Below are 20329 nucleotides of genomic sequence, written 5' to 3' on the forward strand. Positions count from 1 at the left end.
GTATGCCCTAGTCAGGAATCAGGAGTCCCATATGCCCGAGTCGATGCACGCATCATCCCGTTTCGTAAGTCGGCTGACCCGGCAGACCCTGGCCCTCATCCTGGCGGGCGGGCGCGGGAGCAGGTTGCAGAAACTGACGGAATGGCGTGCCAAGCCCGCCGTACCGTTTGGCGGCAAGTTCCGGATCATCGATTTCCCCCTGTCCAATTGCGTCAATTCCGGGATACGCCAGGTCGGTGTGCTGACCCAGTACAAGGCGGATTCGCTGATCCGCCACATCCAGCAGGGCTGGGGCTTCCTGCGCGGCGAACTCGGCGAGTTCGTCGACATCTTGCCCGCCCAGCAGCGTCTCCAGGAGAGCTGGTACGCGGGCACGGCGGACGCGGTTTACCAGAACCTGGACATCATCCGCCAGCGCCATCCCGAATACATCTTGATCCTGGCCGGCGACCACGTGTACAAGATGGACTACGGCCTGATGCTTGCCTATCACGCGGAAAGGAACGCCGATCTCACCATCGGCTGCATGGAGGTGCCGCTCGCCGACGCCAGGGCGTTCGGCGTCATGCAGATGGATGCCGAGCAGCGGATCCAGCGGTTCGTCGAGAAGCCGTCCGATCCGCCGGCCATGCCGAACCGCCCCGATCACGCCGCGGCTTCCATGGGGATCTACATCTTCAACACGGCTTTCCTGTTCGAGCAGCTCATCAAGGATGCCGATACCCCCGGCTCGAATCACGACTTCGGGATGGACATCATCCCCCAGGTCATCCAGAAATACCGCGTCTTCGCCTACCGTTTCCGCAACGTCCAGAGCGGCGTGCAGTCCTACTGGCGTGACGTGGGGACGGTGGACTCGTACTGGGCCGCCAACATGGAGCTGATCGGGGTCGATCCGGAACTCAATCTGTACGACCAGGAATGGCCGATCTGGACCTACCAGGCCCAGACGCCGCCGGCCAAATTCGTGTTCGATGACGACGACCGGCGCGGCATGGCGGTGGATTCCATGGTCTCGGGAGGCTGCATCATTTCCGGCGCCGAGGTCCGCCACTCGCTGCTGTTTTCGAATGTGCGGGTGAATTCGTTCTCGCGCGTGCTCGACTCGGTGATCCTGCCCGACGTGAACGTCGGACGCCATTGCAGGATCAGCCGGGCGGTGATCGACAAGGGGTGCAACATCCCGCCCAATACCGTCATCGGTGAAAATCTCGAAGAGGACTGCAGGCGCTTTTACGTCAGCCCCGACGGCATCGTCCTGGTGACCCCCGATTGCCTCGGCCAGAGGCTGCATTTCCACCGCTGATCAAGAATTGAAAGTGCCGGCCGGACGGTCCGCCTCCCGGTCTGGCGGGCGGAGCACGCCTGCCGAACTGCCGCTCCACCCGTTGTTTTCGGTCTCATAGCCACATGGATGCTCACGGAATTTTTGATCGGCGCCGCGCGGGTATTCTGCTCCACATCAGTTCCTTACCCGGCGGGCCGGGAAATGGGGACTTGGGGGCGGATGCCTTCCGTTTCGTGGATTTTCTCGCTGCGGCGGGCATTTCCGTATGGCAAACGCTGCCGATCAATCCGACTCACGAGGACGGTTCACCCTACCAGTGCACGTCCGTGCATGCCGGCAATCCCCTCCTGATAGGGCTGGACTGGCTGGTCGAGCGCGGATTGCTGGAGGCCGATGCCGTTTCCCCCGCCGAGGATGCGAAAGCGGTCCGGCAACAGGCGCTGCAGCGGGCCTTCGAATCCTTTCGCCGGCGCGGGACCTCCGACGCCTTGTGTTCCGCCTTCGGCGATTTCGTCAGCGCGAACGACTGGTGGCTGGCCGATTACGCCTTGTATGCGGCGCTCAAGGAAGTCAACGGCGGCCTGCCTTGGCAGGCCTGGCCCAGGGCCTTGCGGGACCGCAAGGCCGATGCCCTGGCTTCGGCCTGCACCCTGTATGCCGACACCATAGCCAGGGTCCGCTTCGAGCAGTTCGTGTTTTTCGAACAGTGGCACGGCCTGCATGAGTATGCCAGGAGGCTCGGCGTGCTGCTGTTTGGCGACATGCCGATCTTCGTCGCTTCGGACAGTGCGGAAGTCTGGGCCGGGCGGGACTATTTCGAGCTGAGCGAAGACGGCGAGCCGCGCGTCGTTGCCGGCGTGCCTCCGGACTATTTCTCCGCCACCGGGCAGCGCTGGGGAAATCCCCACTATAACTGGGAAAACATGGCGCGCTCCGGTTTCTCCTGGTGGCTGAATCGGCTGCGCACCCAGCTCGACCTCTACGATCTGATCCGCATCGACCACTTCCGGGGGTTCGAAGCCTACTGGGAAATTCCCGCCCATTCCGAGACGGCGATGGAGGGGCGCTGGGTCAAGGCTCCCGGCGAGGCGCTGCTGTCCTGCTGCGCCGAGACCTTCGGCGAGACCCTGCCCCTGGTCGCCGAGGACCTGGGCATCATCACCGCCGAGGTCGAGGCATTGCGGCGGCGTTTCCGCATCCCCGGCATGCGGATACTCCAGTTCGCTTTCGAAGGCGGCCCCCGGAATCCCTATCTGCCCCACAACCATGCCGTCGACAGTGTCGTTTACACCGGCACGCACGACAACGACACGACGTTGTCCTGGTTCGAAGGGCTGTCGCCGGATCAGCAGGGTTATGTCTACGACTACCTCGGCCGGTCCGGGCTCCCCATGCCGGCGGCGCTGGTTCAGGCCGCCATGGCATCAGTCGCGAGGCTGGCGATCGTTCCCATGCAGGATGTGCTGGAGCTGGGGCGGGGACACCGCATGAATACGCCGGGGACGGTGGGCGACAACTGGATCTGGCGTTTCGACTGGACCCAGTTGCGCGACGAGCACGCCGACCATCTTGCCCATCAGGTTCGCATGTACGGCCGGGCGGGCTGACCCTGGAGCTCTCAGGGCTCGAGTACGGTGTTTCGCGGCGGGTGGGCCTCGTCCCGTTCCGGATAGTCCAGCGTGAAGTGCAGCCCGCGGCTCTCCTTCCTCTGGAGGGCCGAACGGATGATGAGTTCGGCGACGATGACCAGGTTGCGAAGTTCCAGCAGATCGCTGGTGACGCGGAAGTTGCCATAGTACTCGGCGATTTCCTGCTTGAGCAGCTCCGCCCGGTGCAATGCGCGCTGCAGCCTTTTGTCGGTCCGCACGATCCCGACATAGTCCCACATGAAGCGCCGGATTTCGTCCCAGTTATGGGACACGACGACCTCTTCATCGGAATCCGTGACCTGCGACTCGTCCCACTCCGGCAGCGGCGAGGGAGGAGGGATGTCGCGCAGGCGCCGCAGGATGTCCTGGCTGGCCTGTTTGGCAAAGACCAGGCATTCCAGCAGGGAATTGCTGGCCATGCGGTTGGCACCGTGCAGGCCGGTGCAGGCGACCTCGCCGACCGCATAAAGGCCATCGATATCCGTCCGCGCCAGCCGGTCGGTAACGACGCCTCCACAGGTGTAATGGGCCGCGGGCACCACCGGAATGGGCTCCCGGGTGATGTCCATTCCCAATTCCAGGCAGCGTGCATGAATCGTGGGGAAATGGCTCCGGATAAAATCGGCCGGCCGGTGGCTGATATCGAGGTAGACGCAGTCGGCGCCCAGCCGTTTCATTTCGTGGTCGATGGCGCGCGCCACGATATCGCGGGGAGCCAGTTCGCCCCGCGGATCGAACCGCTGCATGAACGGGCTGCCGTCGGGCAGCAGCAGCCGGCCGCCTTCGCCGCGCACGGCCTCGGAGATCAGAAAGGACCGGGCGTGGGGGTGATAGAGGCAGGTGGGGTGAAATTGAATGAATTCCATGTTCGCCACCCGCGCGCCGGCCCGCCAGGCCAACGCGATGCCGTCGCCGGTGGAAACGTCGGGATTGCTGGTGTACAGATAGACCTTGCTGGCGCCGCCGGTCGCGAGCGCTATGACTCGCGCGCGGAACGTGCGGGTCCGGTGGCTTCGCGTATCCAGCGCATAGGCGCCCAGCACGCGTCGCGGGCCGGCGAGGCCGAGCTTGTGCGAGGTGATCAGGTCGATGACGTTGTGGTGTTCGAACAGATCGATGTTGGGATGGGCACGGGCATGTTGCTCGAGCGATGACTCCACGGCCCGACCGGTGGCATCGGCGGCGTGCACGACCCGCCGGTGGGTGTGGCCGCCCTCCCGGGTCAGGTGCAGATGGTGGGCGCCGTCGGTGCTTTCGACTTCCGTGAAGGCAACGCCGTGTTGGAGCAGCCAGTCGATGCATTCCTTGCCTTGGGAAACCACCAGACGCACGATTTCCGGATCGCACAGGCCGGCTCCGGCCGCCAGCGTGTCTTCGATATGCGATTCGAGTGAGTCCTGGGCATCCAGCACTGCCGAAATGCCGCCTTGGGCGTAGCGGGTGTTGCCTTCACTCAAGGCGACCTTCGAGAGGACGGCGACCCGCGCATGGTCGGCGAGCCGCAAGGCCAGGCTGAGGCCTGAAGCGCCGCTGCCGATGACGAGCGCGTCGTAGGTGATGTCCTTGTCCATGGGTATCGTCATGTTAACGGCATGTTACAGTAAATCGCCACTGCGTTGAAGCGCGCTTCCGAACGTAAGATAATCAAAATCCTGTTTCCGCCTATCCGTTCCAGCAGTGGATCGTGAATGTCCGCGATTCCGAGGATTTCCCGGAAGGAAATGGTGTGATGTCCAAGGCGATGCGTGGAATGGAGATGAGTGAAGAACTGGACGACGAGCTCGTCAGGCGGGTGCAACGCGGCGACAAGCGAGCTTTCGACTTACTCGTCAGAAAGTACCAGTACAAGATCACCCAGCTCATTTCCCGCTATATCAAGGATCCGTACGAATCCCTGGATGTGGCGCAGGAGGCCTTTATCAAGGCTTATCGGGCGTTGCCGGGATTCCGCGGGGACAGCCAGTTCTACACCTGGCTTTACCGCATCGCGATCAATACGGCAAAGAATTACCTCGTCACCCGTTCACGTCGGCCCACTGAAGACGAATTCGACATCGAATCTGCGGAACAATTCGAGAACGGCTATCGTCTAAAGGATGTCGATACGCCCGAAGCCGCTGTCTTGAGCGACGAATTGGCGGCAACGATTCAAGCAGCGCTGAACGAGTTGCCGGAGGAACTCAAGCTGGCTATAACTCTGAGAGAGCTGGACGGACTGAGTTACGACGAAATTGCGGAAGTCATGAACTGCCCGGTGGGTACCGTCCGCAGCCGTATCTTCAGGGCGAGAGAAGCCATAGACAAACGGCTCCGGCCGTTACTCGATTGATTGAGGACAGGAATCGAACGATGTTGGACGAGCATATGGCGCAAAAAGCCTCCGTTTTCGTGGATAACGAAATGGACCTGGCCGAAGCCCAGGACTACTTCCGGCTGATCGAAAAGCGGGAAGAGGTCCGCTCCACCGTGAGCCGGTATTACCTGATCGGCGAAGTGCTTCGTACAGGACGGACCCCCCTCGGCGGCAAGCTGGCGGACACGGTGGCGCGCCAGATCGCGCTCGAGCCGGCGATTCTCGCCCCTGTAAGGGTGAAGTCTTCCGACGCCTTTCGCAGGCACGTCGTGACCGGAGCGCTCGCGGCTTCCATGGCGGTGGTGGCGGTTTTCGTCTGGCGAGGCCTGAGCGGTTTCGCCGCATTCGACGGCGGGCCGTCCGCCGGTTCTGGCGTGGCCTTGGCCGAGGCGCGAACGGATCCGGAAATGCAGGCCTACCTTCTGGCGCACAGCGGCACCTCCCATGTGGCGGGATCGGGGACGCTGATGCCGTACATGAGGATGGTCAGTTATGAGCAATAACATGATTCGAATCCTGCCATGTTCAGAGCTCGAGTAATTGCGGCGGCCCTGGGGGCCGCCGTCGCGTTTGAACGTCCGCAACCGTCCCTCGCCGACGAGGGGCCGCAGGCGCTCGGTGCCCGTGCGGGTGTGGAATGGCTGTCGAGTATGCGCGATGCCATGATCCGCCTCAATTATCGGGGTCTGGTGGCATATCTGAAGGACGACAAGGTCAACAGCATGGAGTTCGTGCACGGCATGTCGAACGGCGTCGAGCACGAGCGCCTCACCTCGCTGAACAGCCCGATGCGGGAAATCGTCAGGGATGGCGATCTGGTCCGGTTCTTTTTTCCGGAAACGAAGTCGGTCATGACGGAACGCGTGCCCACAAACCGCTCCTTCCTGGTCGACCTTCCCGAGTCGTTCGTCGGCTTGTGCGATTACTACGCGTTCCTGGTCGGCGGCCAGGAGTACGTGGCGCAACGGCGCGCACAGACCATCGAGATCGTGCCGGTCGACGACTACCGGTACGGGCGCAAGGTTTGGATCGACACGGAGTCCCGTCTGCCGCTCCGCTTCGAACTGCTCGACGAAAACAACAGGCCCATCGAGCAGATGGTGTTCACTTCCCTGGAGGTATCCGGCGAAGCAGCCGGCCGGGACATGGCCCCGGCATTGGCGTCCGATACCTACTCGGAACAATCGTCGAAACGAGAGATCATACCCATCGAGACGATGGGCTGGAGCCTGGACAGCGTTCCCGTGGGGTTCCGGATCAGCGGCTACAGCCGCGTCCAACATCCGCCGCTGAAGCACCCCATCGAACATATATTGTTGAGCGACGGGCTCTCATCTGTTTCAATCTACGTGGACGAACTGAAGGAAGAGCCCTTCCTGGAAAAACTGAAGAAAATCGGCGCCGTGAATGCCTATACCCGGAAGATCGATGGCTTCGTCGTGACAGTGATGGGGGAGGTTCCGCCCAAGACTGTTCATATGATCGCCAATGGGATCCGGTACCAGAAATCCAATAAGTGACGTTGACGTGAATGATTGAGGAAGAGGCAATAGTCACCGAGATCGAAGGGCGCTCGATCTGGGTGGAGAAGTTTCAGAAATCGGCATGCGGAAGCTGCACCCAGGGTTGCAGCACTTCCCTGGTGGCCCGGCTGCTGGGCGGCAAACCCATACGCCTTAAGGTCGATGCGGAGGCCCCCGTGTCACCGGGGGACCGCGTCATCATCGGGGTGGAAGAAGGCGCTCTGCTCGCCGGTTCTTTCCGGATGTACCTGTTGCCCCTGTTTTCCCTGCTCGGAGGCGCCTTGCTGGGCAAGCTGCTGGCCGATCAGGGGCTGTTCGCTTCGGCCGATGCCGGCTCGATCGCCGGAGGACTGCTCGGTCTGGGGCTGACGTTCGTATTGCTCAAGTACCATCCCGGCCTACATCGGCAGGATCTTCATCCGGTATTCATCCGCCGTATTTCCCGTTGAGGTGCCCGGAGTTTTCCGGCTACGCCAGCGGCCGCCGCCTTTGCATTCAGGAGTCACCATGTTTGATAGATACCGCTTTGCCGGCGCGATTTGTGCGGTCCTGGTTCTGGTTGCTTCCCCGGCAGCCCGGGCACAGCTTCCCGATTTCACCAATCTGGTCGAGCAGAACAATGCCGCCGTCGTGAACATCAGCACCACGCAGAAAGTGGCGGCCAACGAACAACAGATGCCGGAGGGATTGGAAATTCCCGAAGGCACCCCGTTCGACGATTTTTTCCGGCATTACTTCGGCGAAGGCGGCGGCAGCGACGGCCAGCCCAGCGAGGCGAAGTCCTTGGGTTCGGGTTTCATCATGTCGGCGGACGGCTACATCATCACCAATCACCACGTCGTGAAGGGGGCCGATGAGATCGTCGTGCGCCTGCAGGACCGGCGGGAACTGGTGGCCAAGATCGTCGGCTCCGACAAGCGCAGCGACGTGGCCCTGCTCAAGATCGAGGCCGCTCAGCTACCCACGGTGAAGCTGGGGTCCTCCGAAAAGCTCAAGGTCGGCGAATGGGTGCTCGCCATCGGTTCGCCGTTCGGCTTCGACCATTCCGCCACAGCCGGCATCGTCAGCGCCAAGGGGCGCAGCCTCCCCAGCGACAACTATGTACCGTTCATTCAGACCGACGTGGCCATCAACCCCGGCAACTCCGGAGGACCGCTGTTCAATCTGAACGGCGAAGTGGTCGGCGTCAATTCCCAGATTTACAGCCGCACCGGCGGTTTCATGGGACTGTCCTTCGCCATTCCCATCGAAGTCGCCATGCAGGTGGTGGACCAGCTCAAGGCCAGCGGGCGGGTTTCCCGCGGCTGGCTCGGCGTCCAGATCCAGGACGTGACGCGGGAGCTGGCCGAGTCCTTCGGCATGAAGAAGCCGCAAGGCGCCCTGGTATCCAAGGTTTTGCCGAAGAGCCCGGCCGAGGCGGCCGGCATCCAGGTCGGCGACATCGTGCTGGAATTCAACGGGCAGGCGGTGGACACGTCGGCCGCGCTGCCACCCATGGTGGGCATGACCAAGGTCGGCGAAGGCGCCAAGATCAAGCTGTTGCGCAATGGTATGACCAAGGAGTTGAGCCTCAAGATCGGATCGCTTCCCGATGAGGAAGAACCGGCCATGGGCGCCGCCGAGCCCGATGCCGTGCCGCTGAAACGCATGCGTGCCAGGGTGGCGGACCTTACCCCGGAGCTGCGCGAGCAGTTCGAGGTGCCGCGCGGCGGGGTGCTCGTCTACGGCGTCAATCCCGGCCCCGCGTACGACGCGGGACTCCGGCGGGGCGATGTGATCCTCAGGATCCAGGACAAGGAAATCAACAGCGTGAAACAACTGGTGGAATTGGAAAAGGCCCTGCCGACGGGGAAATCCCTGGCGGTTCTGGTACAGCGGCGCGATGGCTCCATCTTCCTGGCGATGAAATTGAAAGACGAAAAGCAGTGACCGACCTGACGCACATACGCAACTTCTCCATCATCGCGCACATCGACCATGGAAAATCGACGCTTGCAGACCGTTTCATCCAGATTTGCGGGGGCCTGAGCGACCGCGAAATGGCCGAACAGGTGCTCGATTCCATGGATATCGAGCGCGAACGCGGCATTACCATCAAGGCCCAGAGCGTCACCCTGGATTACAAGTCCAGCGACGGCGGCACCTACCAGCTCAACTTCATCGACACGCCGGGGCACGTCGATTTTTCCTACGAAGTGTCCCGTTCGCTGGCGGCCTGCGAAGGTGCGTTGCTGGTGGTCGATGCCGCCCAGGGGGTGGAAGCGCAAAGTGTGGCGAACTGCTACACGGCCATCGAGCAGGGGCTGGAAGTCCTCCCCGTGCTGAACAAGATCGATCTGCCCTCGGCCGATCCGGCGCGTGTGAAGAGTGAGATCGAGGAGATCATCGGCATTCCGGCGGAAGACGCGGTGGAGATCAGCGCGAAGACCGGCTTCGGCGTCGATGCCCTGCTCGAAGAGCTGGTGAAGAAGATTCCGCCGCCCAAGGGCGACGCCGAGGGACCGCTGCAGGCGCTGATCATCGATTCCTGGTTCGACAACTACCTCGGCGTGGTATCCCTGGTCCGGGTGGTGAACGGCTCGATTTCACGCAAGCAGAAGGTCACCATCATGTCGACCGGCAAGAGTCATCTGGTCGAGAAGCTGGGCGTATTCACCCCCAAGCCGCTGGACAAGACGGTGCTGAATACCGGCGAGGTGGGCTTCGTGGTGGCCGGCATCAAGGACATCTTCGGCGCGCCGGTGGGCGACACCATCACCGCGACCGACCGCCCGACGACGGAAGCGCTGCCCGGCTTCCAGAAAGTTCAGCCGCGGGTGTTCGCCGGCCTCTATCCTGTCGAGTCGGACGACTACGAGAATCTCCGGGAAGCGCTCAACAAGCTGCATCTGAACGACGCTGCCCTGCATTTCGAGCCGGAAGTCTCGCAGGCCTTGGGCTTCGGCTTCCGCTGCGGTTTCCTGGGGATGCTGCACATGGAGATCATCCAGGAGCGGCTGGAGCGGGAGTACGACCTGGACCTCATCACCACCGCGCCGACCGTGGTCTACGAGGTGGCCAAGTCCGACGGTACGGTGATTCCCGTCGACAATCCGGCCGACCTGCCGTCGCCGAACGAGATCGAGGAAATCCGCGAACCGATCATCGAGGCCAACATTCTGGTACCCCAGGATTACTTGGGCGCGGTGATCAGCCTGTGCATCGAAAAGCGCGGTGTGCAGAAGAAGCTGCAATACATGGGGGGGCAGGTGGCCCTGAGCTTCGAGCTGCCCCTGAGCGAGGTGGTGCTCGATTTCTTCGACCGGCTCAAGTCGTGCAGCCGCGGCTTCGCCTCCTTCGATTACGAATTCCTGCGGTTCCAGGTCGCGCCACTGGTCAAGCTCGACATTCTGATCAACGGCGAAAAGGTGGATGCGCTGTCGCTGATCGTGCACCGCGACATCAGCATGAACCGCGGCCGCGACCTGGTCGAGAGGATGAAGGACCTGATCCCCAGGCAGATGTTCGAAGTGGCGATCCAGGCCGCCATCGGCTCCAAGATCATCGCCCGTTCCACGGTCAAAGCCATGCGCAAGAACGTTTTGGCCAAATGCTATGGCGGCGACATCACCCGCAAGCGCAAGCTCCTGGAAAAACAGAAAGCCGGCAAGAAGCGGATGAAGCAGGTGGGCAAGATCGACATTCCCCAGGAGGCATTCCTCGCCGTCCTGCGCGTCAACAAGGATTCCTGATAACGGTCACTCCGATGGACTACGATTTCTCGTTTTTTCTCGTCGCCGCCACGGTCGTCACCGGTGCGGTATGGGGCGGTTACGCGCTCTGGCTGAAGCGGCACCCCGTGCCGGAAGGCGCAGCGCACAAGGAGCCGCTGCTGGTGGAATATGCCCGGTCGTTTTTTCCGATCGTGCTCGTCGTCATGCTGCTGCGCTCGTTCCTGGTGGAGCCGTTCCGCATCCCGTCGGGTTCCATGATGCCGACGCTTTTGATCGGCGATTTCATCCTGGTCAACAAGTTCACCTATGGCATCCGCCTGCCGGTGTTGAACACCAAGATCGTCGAGATGGGCGAGCCCCAAAGGGGGGACATCGTAGTGTTCCGCTTTCCGAAGGATCCGACCGTCGATTACATCAAGCGCGTGATCGGCCTGCCGGGCGACAAGATCGGCTACTACAACAAGCAGCTTTACGTGAACGGCAAGCCCATCGCCCAGACCTCGCTGGGCACCTATGAAGGGGTGGGGCAGGGCGCCAGCATGAGCGGGGCCGAGCTGCTTTCGGAGGATCTGGAAGGCGTCAAGCACGACATTCTGATCCGCCACGGCCAGCCGACGGTGCAGGGCGAGTTCACCGTGCCCGAAGGCAGCTACTTCGTGATGGGCGACAACCGCGACAATAGCAACGACAGCCGCTATTGGGGTGTGGTGCCGGAAGCCAACCTGGTGGGCAAGGCCTTCTTCATCTGGATGAGCTGGGACTTCGAGAACGGCGGCATCGGCTTCTCGCGCCTCGGCACCGTGTTGAATTCCGGCAGTTGAACCATGGGCGGCATGCCCCGTCACCAGCGCGGCTTGACTTTCCTCAGCTTCGCTCTGCTGATGGCAGTGGCGGGCTTTTTCCTGCTGCTGCTGTTCCGAATCGGGCCGGTTTATCTCAATCACTACAAGGTCCGCAGCTCGCTGGAATCGTTGAAGTCCGACCGCGAGATCCTGGAGAAATCCCGTGAGGACATCCTCAAGACGCTGGAGAAGCGCTGGGACATCAACATGGTGGACACCGTCACCACGAAAGACGTGAGGATCACCCGCAGCGACGGCATCCTGCGCGTCCAGGTCGCCTACGAAGTGGTGCGGCCCATCATGGGAAACGTCGAAGCGCTGATTCACTTCGACGACCAGATCGAGGTCGAACGGCGTTGATCCGCAGCCACGAGCACTTGGCGCGTAAGCTCGGCATCCCTTTCCGGGAGCCGAATCTGCTCAAGAACGCCTTGACCCACCGCAGCGCCGAAGGCCCGAACAATGAGCGCCTGGAATTCCTGGGCGATTCGGTGCTGGGGTTCGTGGTCGCCGAGTATCTCTATCAGCGGTTTCCTTCGGCGGACGAAGGGGTGCTGAGCCGGCTCAGGGCGACCCTGGTGAATGAAACCGCCCTGGCGAAGATCGCGCGGGAGCTGGAATTGGGAGAATACCTGATCCTGGGTTCGGGCGAACTCAAGAGCGGCGGCTACCGGCGTGATTCGATCCTGTCCGATGCCCTGGAAGCCATCCTCGGCGCGGTGCTGCGGGACCAGGGCATCGACGCCTGCCGCGCGCTGGTCCTGAAGCTGTTCGAGGGCCCGCTCTCCGCTTTGTCGCTGGACGACTGGAAAAAGGACCCGAAGACGCGTTTGCAGGAACTGATGCAGGGACGCGGCTTGCCGCTCCCGGTTTACACGCTGATCGACCAGTCGGGGCTGCCGCACGACCAGCATTTCCGGGTGCGCTGCGAGATTCCGTTGGCGGTCGAGCCCTGCCTCGGCGAGGGCAGCTCCCGCAAGAAAGCCGAACAACAGGCGGCGGAAAACATGCTCAACCGCCTTTCCGAACAATCGAGGTTCAGAGTTTGAAATCAGGCTACGTTGCCCTGGTGGGCCGTCCCAACGTCGGCAAGTCGACGCTGCTCAACCGTCTCTTGGGGCAGAAGCTCAGCATCGTCTCGCGCCGGCCGCAGACCACCCGCCACCGCATCCTCGGGATCAAGACCGACGAGCGGGGCCAGGCCATTTACGTCGATACGCCGGGCATCCACGGCGGCGCACAGCGGGCGATGAACCGCTATCTCAACCGTACCGCGATTTCCTCCCTGCTCGGGGTCGACGTCATCGTCTGGCTGGTGGACCGGGCCGGCTGGTTGCCGGACGACGAACTGGTCATGGCCCGGATCAAGGAAGCCAAGCTTCCCGTCATCCTCGCCGTCAACAAGGTCGACCGCATCGAGGACAAGGATGTGCTGCTGCCGTTCCTCGCCGAAACGGACGCCATGGGGATGTTCTCCGACATCGTGCCGATTTCGGCGCTCAAGGGCGTCAATCTGGCCGTGCTGGAAGAAAGCATCCTGGGCCTCCTGCCCGAGGGCGAGCCGATCTATCCGGAAGACCAGATTTCCGACCGGCCGGAGCGCTTCTTCGTCGCCGAAATCATCCGCGAGAAGCTGTTCAACCGCCTGGCGCAGGAAGTGCCGCATGCGCTCACGGTCCAGATCGAGCAATACAAGGAATCGCCGACCCTGGTCCGCATCCATGCCGTCATCTGGGTGGAGCGCGAAGGCCAGAAGGCCATCGTCATCGGCAAGGGCGGGGAGGTGCTGAAACGGGTGGGCGAGGCGGCGCGCAAGGACTTGGAGCGCATGCTGGAGCGGCGCGTTTATCTGGAACTCTGGACCAAGGTCAAGCGCGGCTGGTCGGACAACGAACGGGCGTTGCAAGGCCTGGGCTATGCCGAATGAGCTTGGCCGTTGGGGGAGCACTTTTCCGGTTGCCTTCTTCCGAAGGCTGAAGGCCTCCAGCTCCCATGCCGGGTGAGGCCCCCCCGCGCTCTGGCGATCCGAGCCGGGTCCTGCTCGACAGCGCCTATGTTCTGCATCGGCGCGATTACCGCGAAACCAGTCTCATCCTCGAATTGTTCACGCTCCGGCATGGCCGCATCGGCGTGATTGCCAAAGGCGCGCGTCGCGGCCGGCGGGGATTCGCCGCGGTATTGCAGCCATTCGCGCCCCTGTTGGTATCCTGGTGCGGCCGCGGCGAGCTTGCCACCCTGAGCCATGCCGAGGCCGCAGGCTCCGGCATCCGGCTGCAGCATACCGCGCTGTTCTGCGGCTTTTACCTGAACGAACTCCTGGTCAAGCTGCTGCCCGCGCACGATCCGTATCCGGCACTCTTCATCGCTTACCAAGGGGGGCTGGAAGCACTTGCCGCGGGCGGGGACACGGAATCTGCGCTGCGCAGTTTCGAGCTGTCGCTGCTGGAAGGCATCGGCTATGGTCTGCAGCTTCTGGTCGAGGCCGAGAGCGGGGAAGCCATCCAGCCTGACCGCCTTTACACCTATCGGATCGACGCCGGTCCCGTTCCCGCCGGCGACGAGGCCGATGCGGTGCGCGGAACAACGCTGCTGGCATTGCGCGACCGCCGCTTCGATATTCCGGAAACCCGCACTGAAGCAAAGCGCCTGATGCGGCGGGTCATCGCCCACCATCTGGACGGTCGGACTCTCAAGAGCCGCGAGCTGTTCCGCAGTTCGCCCTGACCTCGTGTACTGGGGCGGTCTCGGCCGGTTCGATCCCGTCCGAAATCGCCGGCCTTTCCCCGTTCCTGGACATGGCAATTGACAGCGGTCGGCAAAAGTACTAAGAGTCTCCCTTAGCCCGGCGAAGTAGACCATTTGCCGGGGACATTCGTACCGTAACAGGGGTAAGGAGGTGCGTCATGAAACGACTGTATTACCTTACGGACAATCTCGACAGCGTCGAAAGGATTTCGAGCGCGCTGCACAAGGAGGGTGTCTCGGACTGGAACTTCCATGTCATCAGCAAGGATCAGGCGGGGCTTTACCGCCGCCACATCCATTCGGCAAATTTCATTCAGAAATCCGACGCGGTGCGTTATGCGGAGCGCGGCGCCATGGTGGGCTTCGTCTTCTCCATCCTCGGCAGCGTCTATGTGGCCAGCGAGCAGCCGTTCGGTCCGGACATGAGTGGCATGGTTTATCTTGCGATTTTCGGCTTCGTCACGCTCTTCGGCGTCTGGGTGGGCGGACTGATGGGGATGGCCACCGAGAACCAGAAGATCGCTGCTTATCACGACGAGATCGAGGCCGGGAAGCATCTCATCCTCATCGATGCCAGGGCCGAGGAGGAGGAACGGGTTCGCGAGCTCATGGCGCGTACCCAGCCGGAGGCGCATTTGCTGCGGGTGGGATCGACGCTGATCAATCCCTTCAAATTTGCGCATCCTTCCCTCTGATCCTCGAGCGACAGCCGGTCCTGGCCTTCATTGCCGCGGAGGCGCGGGCCGGCTTTCTTAATCGGCGCGGGCAAGTCTGCTAGAATAACTCCATCCCCTGACGCTGATCCCCGACGGTCCCCCGCCCCGAACACATGCCGCAAAAGCTCTACATCGAGACCTTCGGCTGCCAGATGAACGAATACGATTCCGCCAAGATGCGGGATCTGCTCGGCTCTACGGACGGTTTCGTACTCACCCGGTCGCCCGAAGAGGCGGACGTCCTGCTGCTCAACACCTGTTCGATCCGGGAAAAGGCCCAGGAGAAAGTCTTTTCGCAACTGGGGCGTTGGCGTCCGCTCAAACTCAGGCGTCCGGAGGTCGTCATCGGCGTGGGCGGCTGCGTGGCGAGCCAGGAAGGCGAAGCCCTGCAGAAGCGGGCGCCTTATGTCGACATCGTGTTCGGTCCCCAGACCTTGCACCGGCTGCCCGCCATGCTCGAACAGGTCAGGCGCGAGCGGCGGCCGGTGGTGGACGTGTCGTTTCCGGCGATCGAGAAATTCGATGCGCTGCCGGAGCCGCGTGCCGAAGGGCCGAAGGCTTTCGTGTCGGTGATGGAAGGTTGCGGCAAGTACTGCACTTTCTGCGTCGTGCCCTATACCCGCGGTGAGGAAATCAGCCGGCCGGTCGACGACGTGATCGTCGAGATCGTCGCGCTGGCGGAGCAGGGTGTCCGCGAGATCAATCTGCTGGGCCAGAACGTGAACGCCTACCGCGGCGCGTTGGCCGATGGCGGTGTGGCCGATCTGGCTCTGTTGCTGCATTACGTGGCGGCGGTGGATGGCATCGACCGCATCCGCTTCACCACCTCGCATCCGGTGGAGTTCTCCGACAGCCTGATCGAGGCGTTTCGCGACATTCCGCAGTTGGTCAGTCACCTGCACCTGCCGGTTCAGAGCGGCAGCGACCGGATTCTCGGGCTGATGAAACGCGGCCATACCCGTGACGAGTACGTCGACAAGATCACCCGGCTGCGCGGGATCCGGCCCGATCTGAGCCTCTCGTCGGATTTCATCGTGGGATTTCCGGGCGAAACCGACGAGGATTTCGAGGACACCATGGCGCTGATCGAGCAGCTCGGTTTCGACCAGTCATTCAGCTTCATCTTCAGCGCCCGGCCGGGTACCCCGGCGGCCGAGATGGCCGACGACGTGGCACTGGAGACCAAGCGCGCCCGGCTGGCCCGATTGCAGGCCCGAATCGCCGAAAATGCCGCGGAAATCGCATCGAGGATGGTGGGCGGCGTGCAATCGGTGCTGGTCGAGGGCACGTCGCGCAAGGATTTCAATGAGCTCAGCGGCCGTACCGAAAACAACCGGGTGGTGAATTTCGAAGGCCATCCCCGGCTCATCGGCCAGTTCGTCGATGTCGTCATCACCGACTCCCTGCCCAATTCGCTGCGAGGCCGGCTCGTCGGCCTGGCCCGCGAGTCCCGTTCCGTCCCAGCCTCTGCCGCTCAAGTTGCCTAATCATCCCAGTTCAATGCAGTTGCTCCTGGAGCCGTCGGACAACGCCCGGCTCGCGAACCTCTGCGGCCAATTCGACGAACACCTGCGCCAGATCGAGCGGCGGCTCGGGGTTGAAATCCAAAACCGCGGCAACCAGTTCCAGATCATCGGCGCCGGCAGGGCGGCGCGGGCGGCCTATGAAGTGATCCGCAGCCTGTTCGATGCGGCCCAGCACGAGATCATCACGCCGGAGCGGGTGCATCTGTCGCTGCAGACCGCGAACGTCGACACGCTGGTGAGCGAGGCCGGGGCGCCGGAAGAGGAGGTGCTGATCCGCACCAAGCGTTCGGTGATCCGGGCACGCGGAGCCAACCAGCGGAAATACCTGCAGAACATCGAGCAGCACGATATCAATTTCGGCATCGGCCCCGCCGGCACGGGCAAGACCTATCTGGCGGTGGCCTGCGCGGTGGCGGCACTGGAGCAGGAACAGGTCCGGCGCCTGGTGCTGGCGCGGCCGGCGGTCGAGGCGGGCGAGAAGCTGGGCTTCCTGCCCGGCGACATGGCGCAGAAGATCGATCCCTACCTGCGGCCGCTGTACGACGCGTTGTACGAGATGCTGGGCTTCGAGCGGGTCGCCAAGCTGATCGAGCGCAACGTGATCGAAGTGGCGCCCCTGGCCTTCATGCGCGGCCGTACCTTGAACGATTCCTTCATCATCCTCGACGAAGCCCAGAACACCACGATCGAACAGATCAAGATGTTCCTGACCCGCGTCGGTTTCGGCTCCCGGGCGGTCATCACCGGCGACATCACCCAGACCGATCTACCGCGCAACAAGGAATCCGGGTTGCGCCATGTGCTGCAGGTGCTGCGCGACGTGGAAGGCATCAGCTTCACCTTCTTCAGCACCCGCGATGTGGTACGGCACCCGCTGGTGCAGCGCATCGTCGCCGCCTACGAGGCGCACGAAAAGGCGCAGCAGGAGGGTGGCGAGTGATCGATCTGACCCTGCAGCAAGAAAGTGCGTCGGCGGTGCCGGACGAGTCGGCGTTCCGGATTTGGGCCGAGGCGGCCCTGGAAAAGCGGCATGCGGAGGTCGTCATCCGCATCGTCGATGCGGCGGAAAGCGCGGCTCTGAATTCGGCTTACCGGGGCAAGACCGGCCCGACCAACGTGCTCAGCTTTCCCTTCGTGGTGCCGGAAGGCGTTCCCAACGAGCTTCTGGGCGATCTGGTGATCTGCGCGCCGGTGGTCGAGCGCGAGGCGCAGGACCAGGGCAAGGTTCCCAAGGCCCACTGGGCCCATATGGTCGTGCACGGCATGCTGCATCTTCAGGGCTACGACCACATCGAAGATGTGGACGCCGAAGTCATGGAAAACCGCGAGATCGAGATCCTGCGGGGCTTGGGTATCGAAAATCCCTATCTGGAGATTCAGCCGGAATGAGCGAGGAAAATTCGGGCGAACATCGAAGTTGGCTGGAGCGGCTCGTGCACTTCCTGTCCGGGGAACCGGAGAGCAGGGAAGAGTTGCTCGAGGCGCTCCGGCATGCCCAGAAGCGTCAACTGATCGAAACCGAAGCCCTCAACATGATCGAAGGCGTTCTGCAGGTCTCCGAGCTGCGCGTCCGGGACATCATGATTCCCAGGGCGCAGATGGCGGTGGTGCCCCAGGACGCCGAACTGGAACGGGTTTTCCCGCTGGTCGTCGAGTCCGGCCATTCCCGTTATCCGGTCATCGCCGACGACCGCGCCGAAGTGGTGGGCATCCTTTTAGTAAAGGATCTCCTGGCGCATAGCCTCCGCAACCGCCAGCTCAAGGTCTCCGAAATCATGCGCCCGGCCCTGTTCGTGCCGGAGAGCAAGCGCCTCAATGTGCTGTTGAAAGAGTTCAAGACCTCCCGCAGTCACATGGCCATTGTCGTCGACGAATACGGCGGCGCCGCCGGCCTGGTGACCATCGAGGACGTGCTGGAGCAGATCGTCGGCGAAATCGAGGACGAGCACGACCTGGGAGAGGAGGAATACATCTTCCGGAAAAACGACCAGGAATACACCCTGAAGGCCATTACTCCCATCGAGGAATTCAACGAATATTTCGGTACCGATTTCGAGGACGACGAGTACGACACCGTCGGCGGAATGATCGTGCACCGCCTGGGGCACGTTCCGGAGCGGGGAGAGCGGATCGAGATCGGCCCGTTCCGATTCACCGTGATTCGCGCCGACAGCCGGCGCGTGCATCTCTTGAGGCTGCTGCGCCTATCTCCGGACGCTCTCAGTCCGGCGGCGGGCTGAGGAGATGAAGGCCGTGCTGCTCGCGTTGACCGGCGGCGCTCTGCTACCGTTCGCCTTCGCACCGTTCGGCTACGCGCTGGTGGCGCTGCTGTCTCTGGCACTCCTGTTCCGGGTCTGGCTGAACGCCTCCCCCCTGAAGGCTGCCCTGTATGGCTATCTGTTCGGGCTGGGCCAGTTCGGGGTCGGCGTGTCCTGGGTCTTCGTGAGCATGCACGAATACGGCGGCAGCGACGTGTTTTCGGCCGCCGGTCTGACCGTGCTGTTCGTGGCTTATCTGGCTTTGTTTCCGGCGCTGGCGGGCTGGCTCGGCGTCAAGGCCGGCGGCGGTTCGGTGCTCGTTCGGGGGCTGCTGGTATTCCCCGCCGCCTGGGTCGTCACCGAATGGCTCCGAGGCTGGCTGTTCAGCGGTTTCCCCTGGCTGCAGATCGGCTACAGTCAGACCGATACCGGATTGCGCAGTATTGCGCCGGTGTTCGGTGTGTTCGGAGTGGGCTGGCTGCTCGCCGTACTGGCCGGTCTGGTGCTGAGTGCCTGGCTGCTGGACCGGCGCGGACGCCGGTTCGCGTTGCTCGGTGCAGCCGCGGTGCTCGTCGGCAGCACCCAGTTCGCGAAGGTGCAGTGGACTCATCCCGCCGGCGATCCGATCCAGGTCACGCTGCTGCAGGGCAATGTGCCGCAGGACCAGAAATGGCGCCCGGAAGCGAAAAGCGCCACCGTCCAGATGTACGTAGACATGACCCGCCAGCACTGGGATTCCCGGCTGATCGTCTGGCCCGAAACGGCGGTGCCGGCGTTCTATCAGCAGGTGGCCGAGAGCTTCATGGCGCCGCTGGAGGCGGAGGCCCGGCAGCATGGGGCCGACATTCTGGTCGGCGTACCCTACTACGAGGCCCAGGGCGACCGCTACTACAACGCTGTGGTGACGCTCGGCGCCAAGCCGGGCCGCTATTTCAAGCGCCATCTGGTGCCCTTCGGGGAGTTTCTGCCGCTGCGGCCCGTGCTGGGCTTCGTGCTGGATATCCTGCAGATCCCGCTGTCGGATTTCACCGCCGGCGCGCCCCGACAGACGCTGCTCCAGGCGGCGGGTTATCCGCTGATCGCCTCGATCTGCTACGAGGACATCTTCGGCCAGGAGTCGCTGGCGGGGCTGCCGGAAGGAGCCTACCTCGTCAACGTCACCAACGACGCCTGGTTCGGGGACTCGTTCGCCCCCTACCAGCACTGGCAGAAGGCGAGGATGAGGGCCTTGGAGACGGGGCGCTACATGCTGCGCGCCACCAACACCGGCGTCACCGGCATCATCGACGCCGGCGGCAGACCGGTCGCGGTCGCGCCCATGTTTGAACGCCAAGCGCTGACCGGTATGCTGCAGCCCATGGCGGGCGCGACGCCTTACGCCTTGTGGGGCGACTGGCCGGCCGTTGCACTATGCGCGGGGATCGTCGGCGTCTGTTTCGCGAGGCGCCGGTTCAAAAAACTTGGCTGAGGAGAGCGTTACAGCAGTTCCAGGCGAGCTTCGATTCGGGCGAGGCGTTCGGCCAGCTTATCGATACTTGCTTGTGGTTGTGCGAGCGTTTGCTCGTCCAGGGCTGTACCTCGCTTCATGATCGCCAGCCCTTCCTCGATGGTCGATAGCCGCAGTTTCACGGTGGTCATATCGTCCGCAATCTGATCCACACGTCCACGGATGTGGCGCAGGTGTTGAGCCACCAAGTTGTCCAGGCTTTCGGTCAT

At 62.8% G+C, this 20329-nt stretch carries 21 protein-coding genes; 19 read left to right on the plus strand and 2 right to left on the minus strand.

Annotation, left to right across the window (positions count from 1 at the left end):
- Positions 1-31: 31 nt before the first annotated feature.
- Positions 32-1306, plus strand: a complete 1275-nt coding sequence (gene glgC, locus ABZN20_RS02690) for a glucose-1-phosphate adenylyltransferase (protein ID WP_218806582.1) — start codon at positions 32-34, stop codon at positions 1304-1306.
- Between the two features lie 104 nt (positions 1307-1410).
- The gene (malQ, locus tag ABZN20_RS02695; RefSeq protein WP_367026664.1) at positions 1411-2895 is read left to right on the plus strand and encodes a 4-alpha-glucanotransferase; all 1485 of its coding nucleotides are present in this window, start codon (positions 1411-1413) and stop codon (positions 2893-2895) included.
- 11 nt (positions 2896-2906) lie between these two features.
- Here malQ and nadB read toward each other — a convergent pair whose 3' ends face one another.
- Entirely contained in the window at positions 2907-4508 is a 1602-nt protein-coding gene (gene nadB / locus ABZN20_RS02700) for an L-aspartate oxidase (protein ID WP_218809118.1), read from the minus strand.
- 185 nt (positions 4509-4693) lie between these two features.
- On the opposite strand from nadB, the gene rpoE reads away from it, so the two are divergent.
- The 17 genes from rpoE (at position 4694) to lnt (ending at position 20081) form a co-directional block, all read left to right on the plus strand.
- Positions 4694-5266 carry an RNA polymerase sigma factor RpoE gene (rpoE, locus tag ABZN20_RS02705; RefSeq protein ID WP_218809119.1) on the plus strand — a complete coding sequence of 191 codons (573 nt, stop codon included), beginning with the start codon at positions 4694-4696 and terminating at the stop codon, positions 5264-5266.
- 20 nt (positions 5267-5286) lie between these two features.
- Positions 5287-5793, plus strand: a complete 507-nt coding sequence (locus tag ABZN20_RS02710) for a sigma-E factor negative regulatory protein (protein ID WP_218806584.1) — start codon at positions 5287-5289, stop codon at positions 5791-5793.
- A gap of 18 nt (positions 5794-5811) precedes the next feature.
- A complete protein-coding gene (locus tag ABZN20_RS02715) occupies positions 5812-6810 on the plus strand; it encodes a MucB/RseB C-terminal domain-containing protein (protein ID WP_367026665.1) in 999 nt (332 codons plus the stop codon).
- Positions 6811-6821: 11 nt separating this feature from the next.
- The gene (locus ABZN20_RS02720; protein ID WP_367026666.1) at positions 6822-7262 is read left to right on the plus strand and encodes a SoxR reducing system RseC family protein; all 441 of its coding nucleotides are present in this window, start codon (positions 6822-6824) and stop codon (positions 7260-7262) included.
- 58 nt (positions 7263-7320) lie between these two features.
- Entirely contained in the window at positions 7321-8742 is a 1422-nt protein-coding gene (locus tag ABZN20_RS02725; RefSeq protein WP_367026667.1) for a DegQ family serine endoprotease, read from the plus strand.
- Positions 8739-10544, plus strand: coding sequence for a translation elongation factor 4 (gene lepA, locus ABZN20_RS02730; RefSeq protein ID WP_218806588.1), 1806 nt, complete (start codon positions 8739-8741; stop codon positions 10542-10544). Before ABZN20_RS02725 ends, lepA begins: the two co-directional genes overlap by 4 nt.
- A gap of 14 nt (positions 10545-10558) precedes the next feature.
- Positions 10559-11347, plus strand: coding sequence for a signal peptidase I (lepB, locus tag ABZN20_RS02735; RefSeq protein ID WP_218806589.1), 789 nt, complete (start codon positions 10559-10561; stop codon positions 11345-11347).
- A 3-nt stretch (positions 11348-11350) separates the two neighbouring features.
- Positions 11351-11728, plus strand: coding sequence for a DUF4845 domain-containing protein (locus ABZN20_RS02740; protein WP_367026668.1), 378 nt, complete (start codon positions 11351-11353; stop codon positions 11726-11728).
- Positions 11725-12417: a ribonuclease III gene (gene rnc / locus ABZN20_RS02745; protein WP_367026669.1), complete on the plus strand. Its 693-nt coding sequence runs from the start codon at positions 11725-11727 to the stop codon at positions 12415-12417. Before ABZN20_RS02740 ends, rnc begins: the two co-directional genes overlap by 4 nt.
- Positions 12414-13295: a GTPase Era gene (gene era, locus ABZN20_RS02750; RefSeq protein WP_367026670.1), complete on the plus strand. Its 882-nt coding sequence runs from the start codon at positions 12414-12416 to the stop codon at positions 13293-13295. Before rnc ends, era begins: the two co-directional genes overlap by 4 nt.
- Positions 13296-13360: 65 nt before the next feature.
- A complete protein-coding gene (recO, locus tag ABZN20_RS02755) occupies positions 13361-14092 on the plus strand; it encodes a DNA repair protein RecO (RefSeq protein WP_367026671.1) in 732 nt (243 codons plus the stop codon).
- A gap of 179 nt (positions 14093-14271) precedes the next feature.
- Positions 14272-14808, plus strand: a complete 537-nt coding sequence (locus ABZN20_RS02760; protein ID WP_218806594.1) for a hypothetical protein — start codon at positions 14272-14274, stop codon at positions 14806-14808.
- Positions 14809-14942: 134 nt separating this feature from the next.
- Positions 14943-16316, plus strand: a complete 1374-nt coding sequence (gene miaB / locus ABZN20_RS02765) for a tRNA (N6-isopentenyl adenosine(37)-C2)-methylthiotransferase MiaB (protein ID WP_367026672.1) — start codon at positions 14943-14945, stop codon at positions 16314-16316.
- A 13-nt stretch (positions 16317-16329) separates the two neighbouring features.
- Positions 16330-17295, plus strand: coding sequence for a PhoH family protein (locus tag ABZN20_RS02770; protein WP_218806596.1), 966 nt, complete (start codon positions 16330-16332; stop codon positions 17293-17295).
- Positions 17292-17744, plus strand: a complete 453-nt coding sequence (gene ybeY / locus ABZN20_RS02775; protein ID WP_218806597.1) for an rRNA maturation RNase YbeY — start codon at positions 17292-17294, stop codon at positions 17742-17744. Before ABZN20_RS02770 ends, ybeY begins: the two co-directional genes overlap by 4 nt.
- Positions 17741-18595: an HlyC/CorC family transporter gene (locus ABZN20_RS02780; RefSeq protein WP_367026673.1), complete on the plus strand. Its 855-nt coding sequence runs from the start codon at positions 17741-17743 to the stop codon at positions 18593-18595. The genes ybeY and ABZN20_RS02780 overlap by 4 nt, the downstream gene beginning before the upstream one ends.
- Before the next feature lie 4 nt (positions 18596-18599).
- Positions 18600-20081, plus strand: a complete 1482-nt coding sequence (lnt, locus tag ABZN20_RS02785) for an apolipoprotein N-acyltransferase (RefSeq protein WP_218806599.1) — start codon at positions 18600-18602, stop codon at positions 20079-20081.
- 8 nt (positions 20082-20089) lie between these two features.
- On the opposite strand, the gene ABZN20_RS02790 is transcribed toward lnt, so the two are convergent.
- Entirely contained in the window at positions 20090-20329 is a 240-nt protein-coding gene (locus ABZN20_RS02790; protein WP_218806600.1) for a hypothetical protein, read from the minus strand.

This window comes from Methylococcus sp. ANG (assembly GCF_040730495.1).
Taxonomy (GTDB): domain Bacteria; phylum Pseudomonadota; class Gammaproteobacteria; order Methylococcales; family Methylococcaceae; genus Methylococcus.

Excerpts from the sequence above, each read along its gene's own strand:
- glgC (WP_218806582.1), top strand. The coding sequence starts at position 32 with ATGCCCGAGTCGATGCACGCATCATCCCGTTTCGTAAGTCGGCTGACC.
- malQ (WP_367026664.1), top strand. The coding sequence starts at position 1,411 with ATGGATGCTCACGGAATTTTTGATCGGCGCCGCGCGGGTATTCTGCTC.
- nadB (WP_218809118.1), bottom strand. The coding sequence starts at position 4,508 with ATGGACAAGGACATCACCTACGACGCGCTCGTCATCGGCAGCGGCGCT.
- rpoE (WP_218809119.1), top strand. The coding sequence starts at position 4,694 with ATGAGTGAAGAACTGGACGACGAGCTCGTCAGGCGGGTGCAACGCGGC.
- ABZN20_RS02710 (WP_218806584.1), top strand. The coding sequence starts at position 5,287 with ATGTTGGACGAGCATATGGCGCAAAAAGCCTCCGTTTTCGTGGATAAC.
- ABZN20_RS02715 (WP_367026665.1), top strand. The coding sequence starts at position 5,812 with ATGTTCAGAGCTCGAGTAATTGCGGCGGCCCTGGGGGCCGCCGTCGCG.
- ABZN20_RS02720 (WP_367026666.1), top strand. The coding sequence starts at position 6,822 with ATGATTGAGGAAGAGGCAATAGTCACCGAGATCGAAGGGCGCTCGATC.
- ABZN20_RS02725 (WP_367026667.1), top strand. The coding sequence starts at position 7,321 with ATGTTTGATAGATACCGCTTTGCCGGCGCGATTTGTGCGGTCCTGGTT.
- lepB (WP_218806589.1), top strand. The coding sequence starts at position 10,559 with ATGGACTACGATTTCTCGTTTTTTCTCGTCGCCGCCACGGTCGTCACC.
- ABZN20_RS02740 (WP_367026668.1), top strand. The coding sequence starts at position 11,351 with ATGGGCGGCATGCCCCGTCACCAGCGCGGCTTGACTTTCCTCAGCTTC.
- recO (WP_367026671.1), top strand. The coding sequence starts at position 13,361 with ATGCCGGGTGAGGCCCCCCCGCGCTCTGGCGATCCGAGCCGGGTCCTG.
- ABZN20_RS02760 (WP_218806594.1), top strand. The coding sequence starts at position 14,272 with ATGAAACGACTGTATTACCTTACGGACAATCTCGACAGCGTCGAAAGG.
- miaB (WP_367026672.1), top strand. The coding sequence starts at position 14,943 with ATGCCGCAAAAGCTCTACATCGAGACCTTCGGCTGCCAGATGAACGAA.
- ABZN20_RS02770 (WP_218806596.1), top strand. The coding sequence starts at position 16,330 with ATGCAGTTGCTCCTGGAGCCGTCGGACAACGCCCGGCTCGCGAACCTC.
- ABZN20_RS02780 (WP_367026673.1), top strand. The coding sequence starts at position 17,741 with ATGAGCGAGGAAAATTCGGGCGAACATCGAAGTTGGCTGGAGCGGCTC.
- lnt (WP_218806599.1), top strand. The coding sequence starts at position 18,600 with ATGAAGGCCGTGCTGCTCGCGTTGACCGGCGGCGCTCTGCTACCGTTC.
- ABZN20_RS02790 (WP_218806600.1), bottom strand. The coding sequence starts at position 20,329 with ATGACCGAAAGCCTGGACAACTTGGTGGCTCAACACCTGCGCCACATC.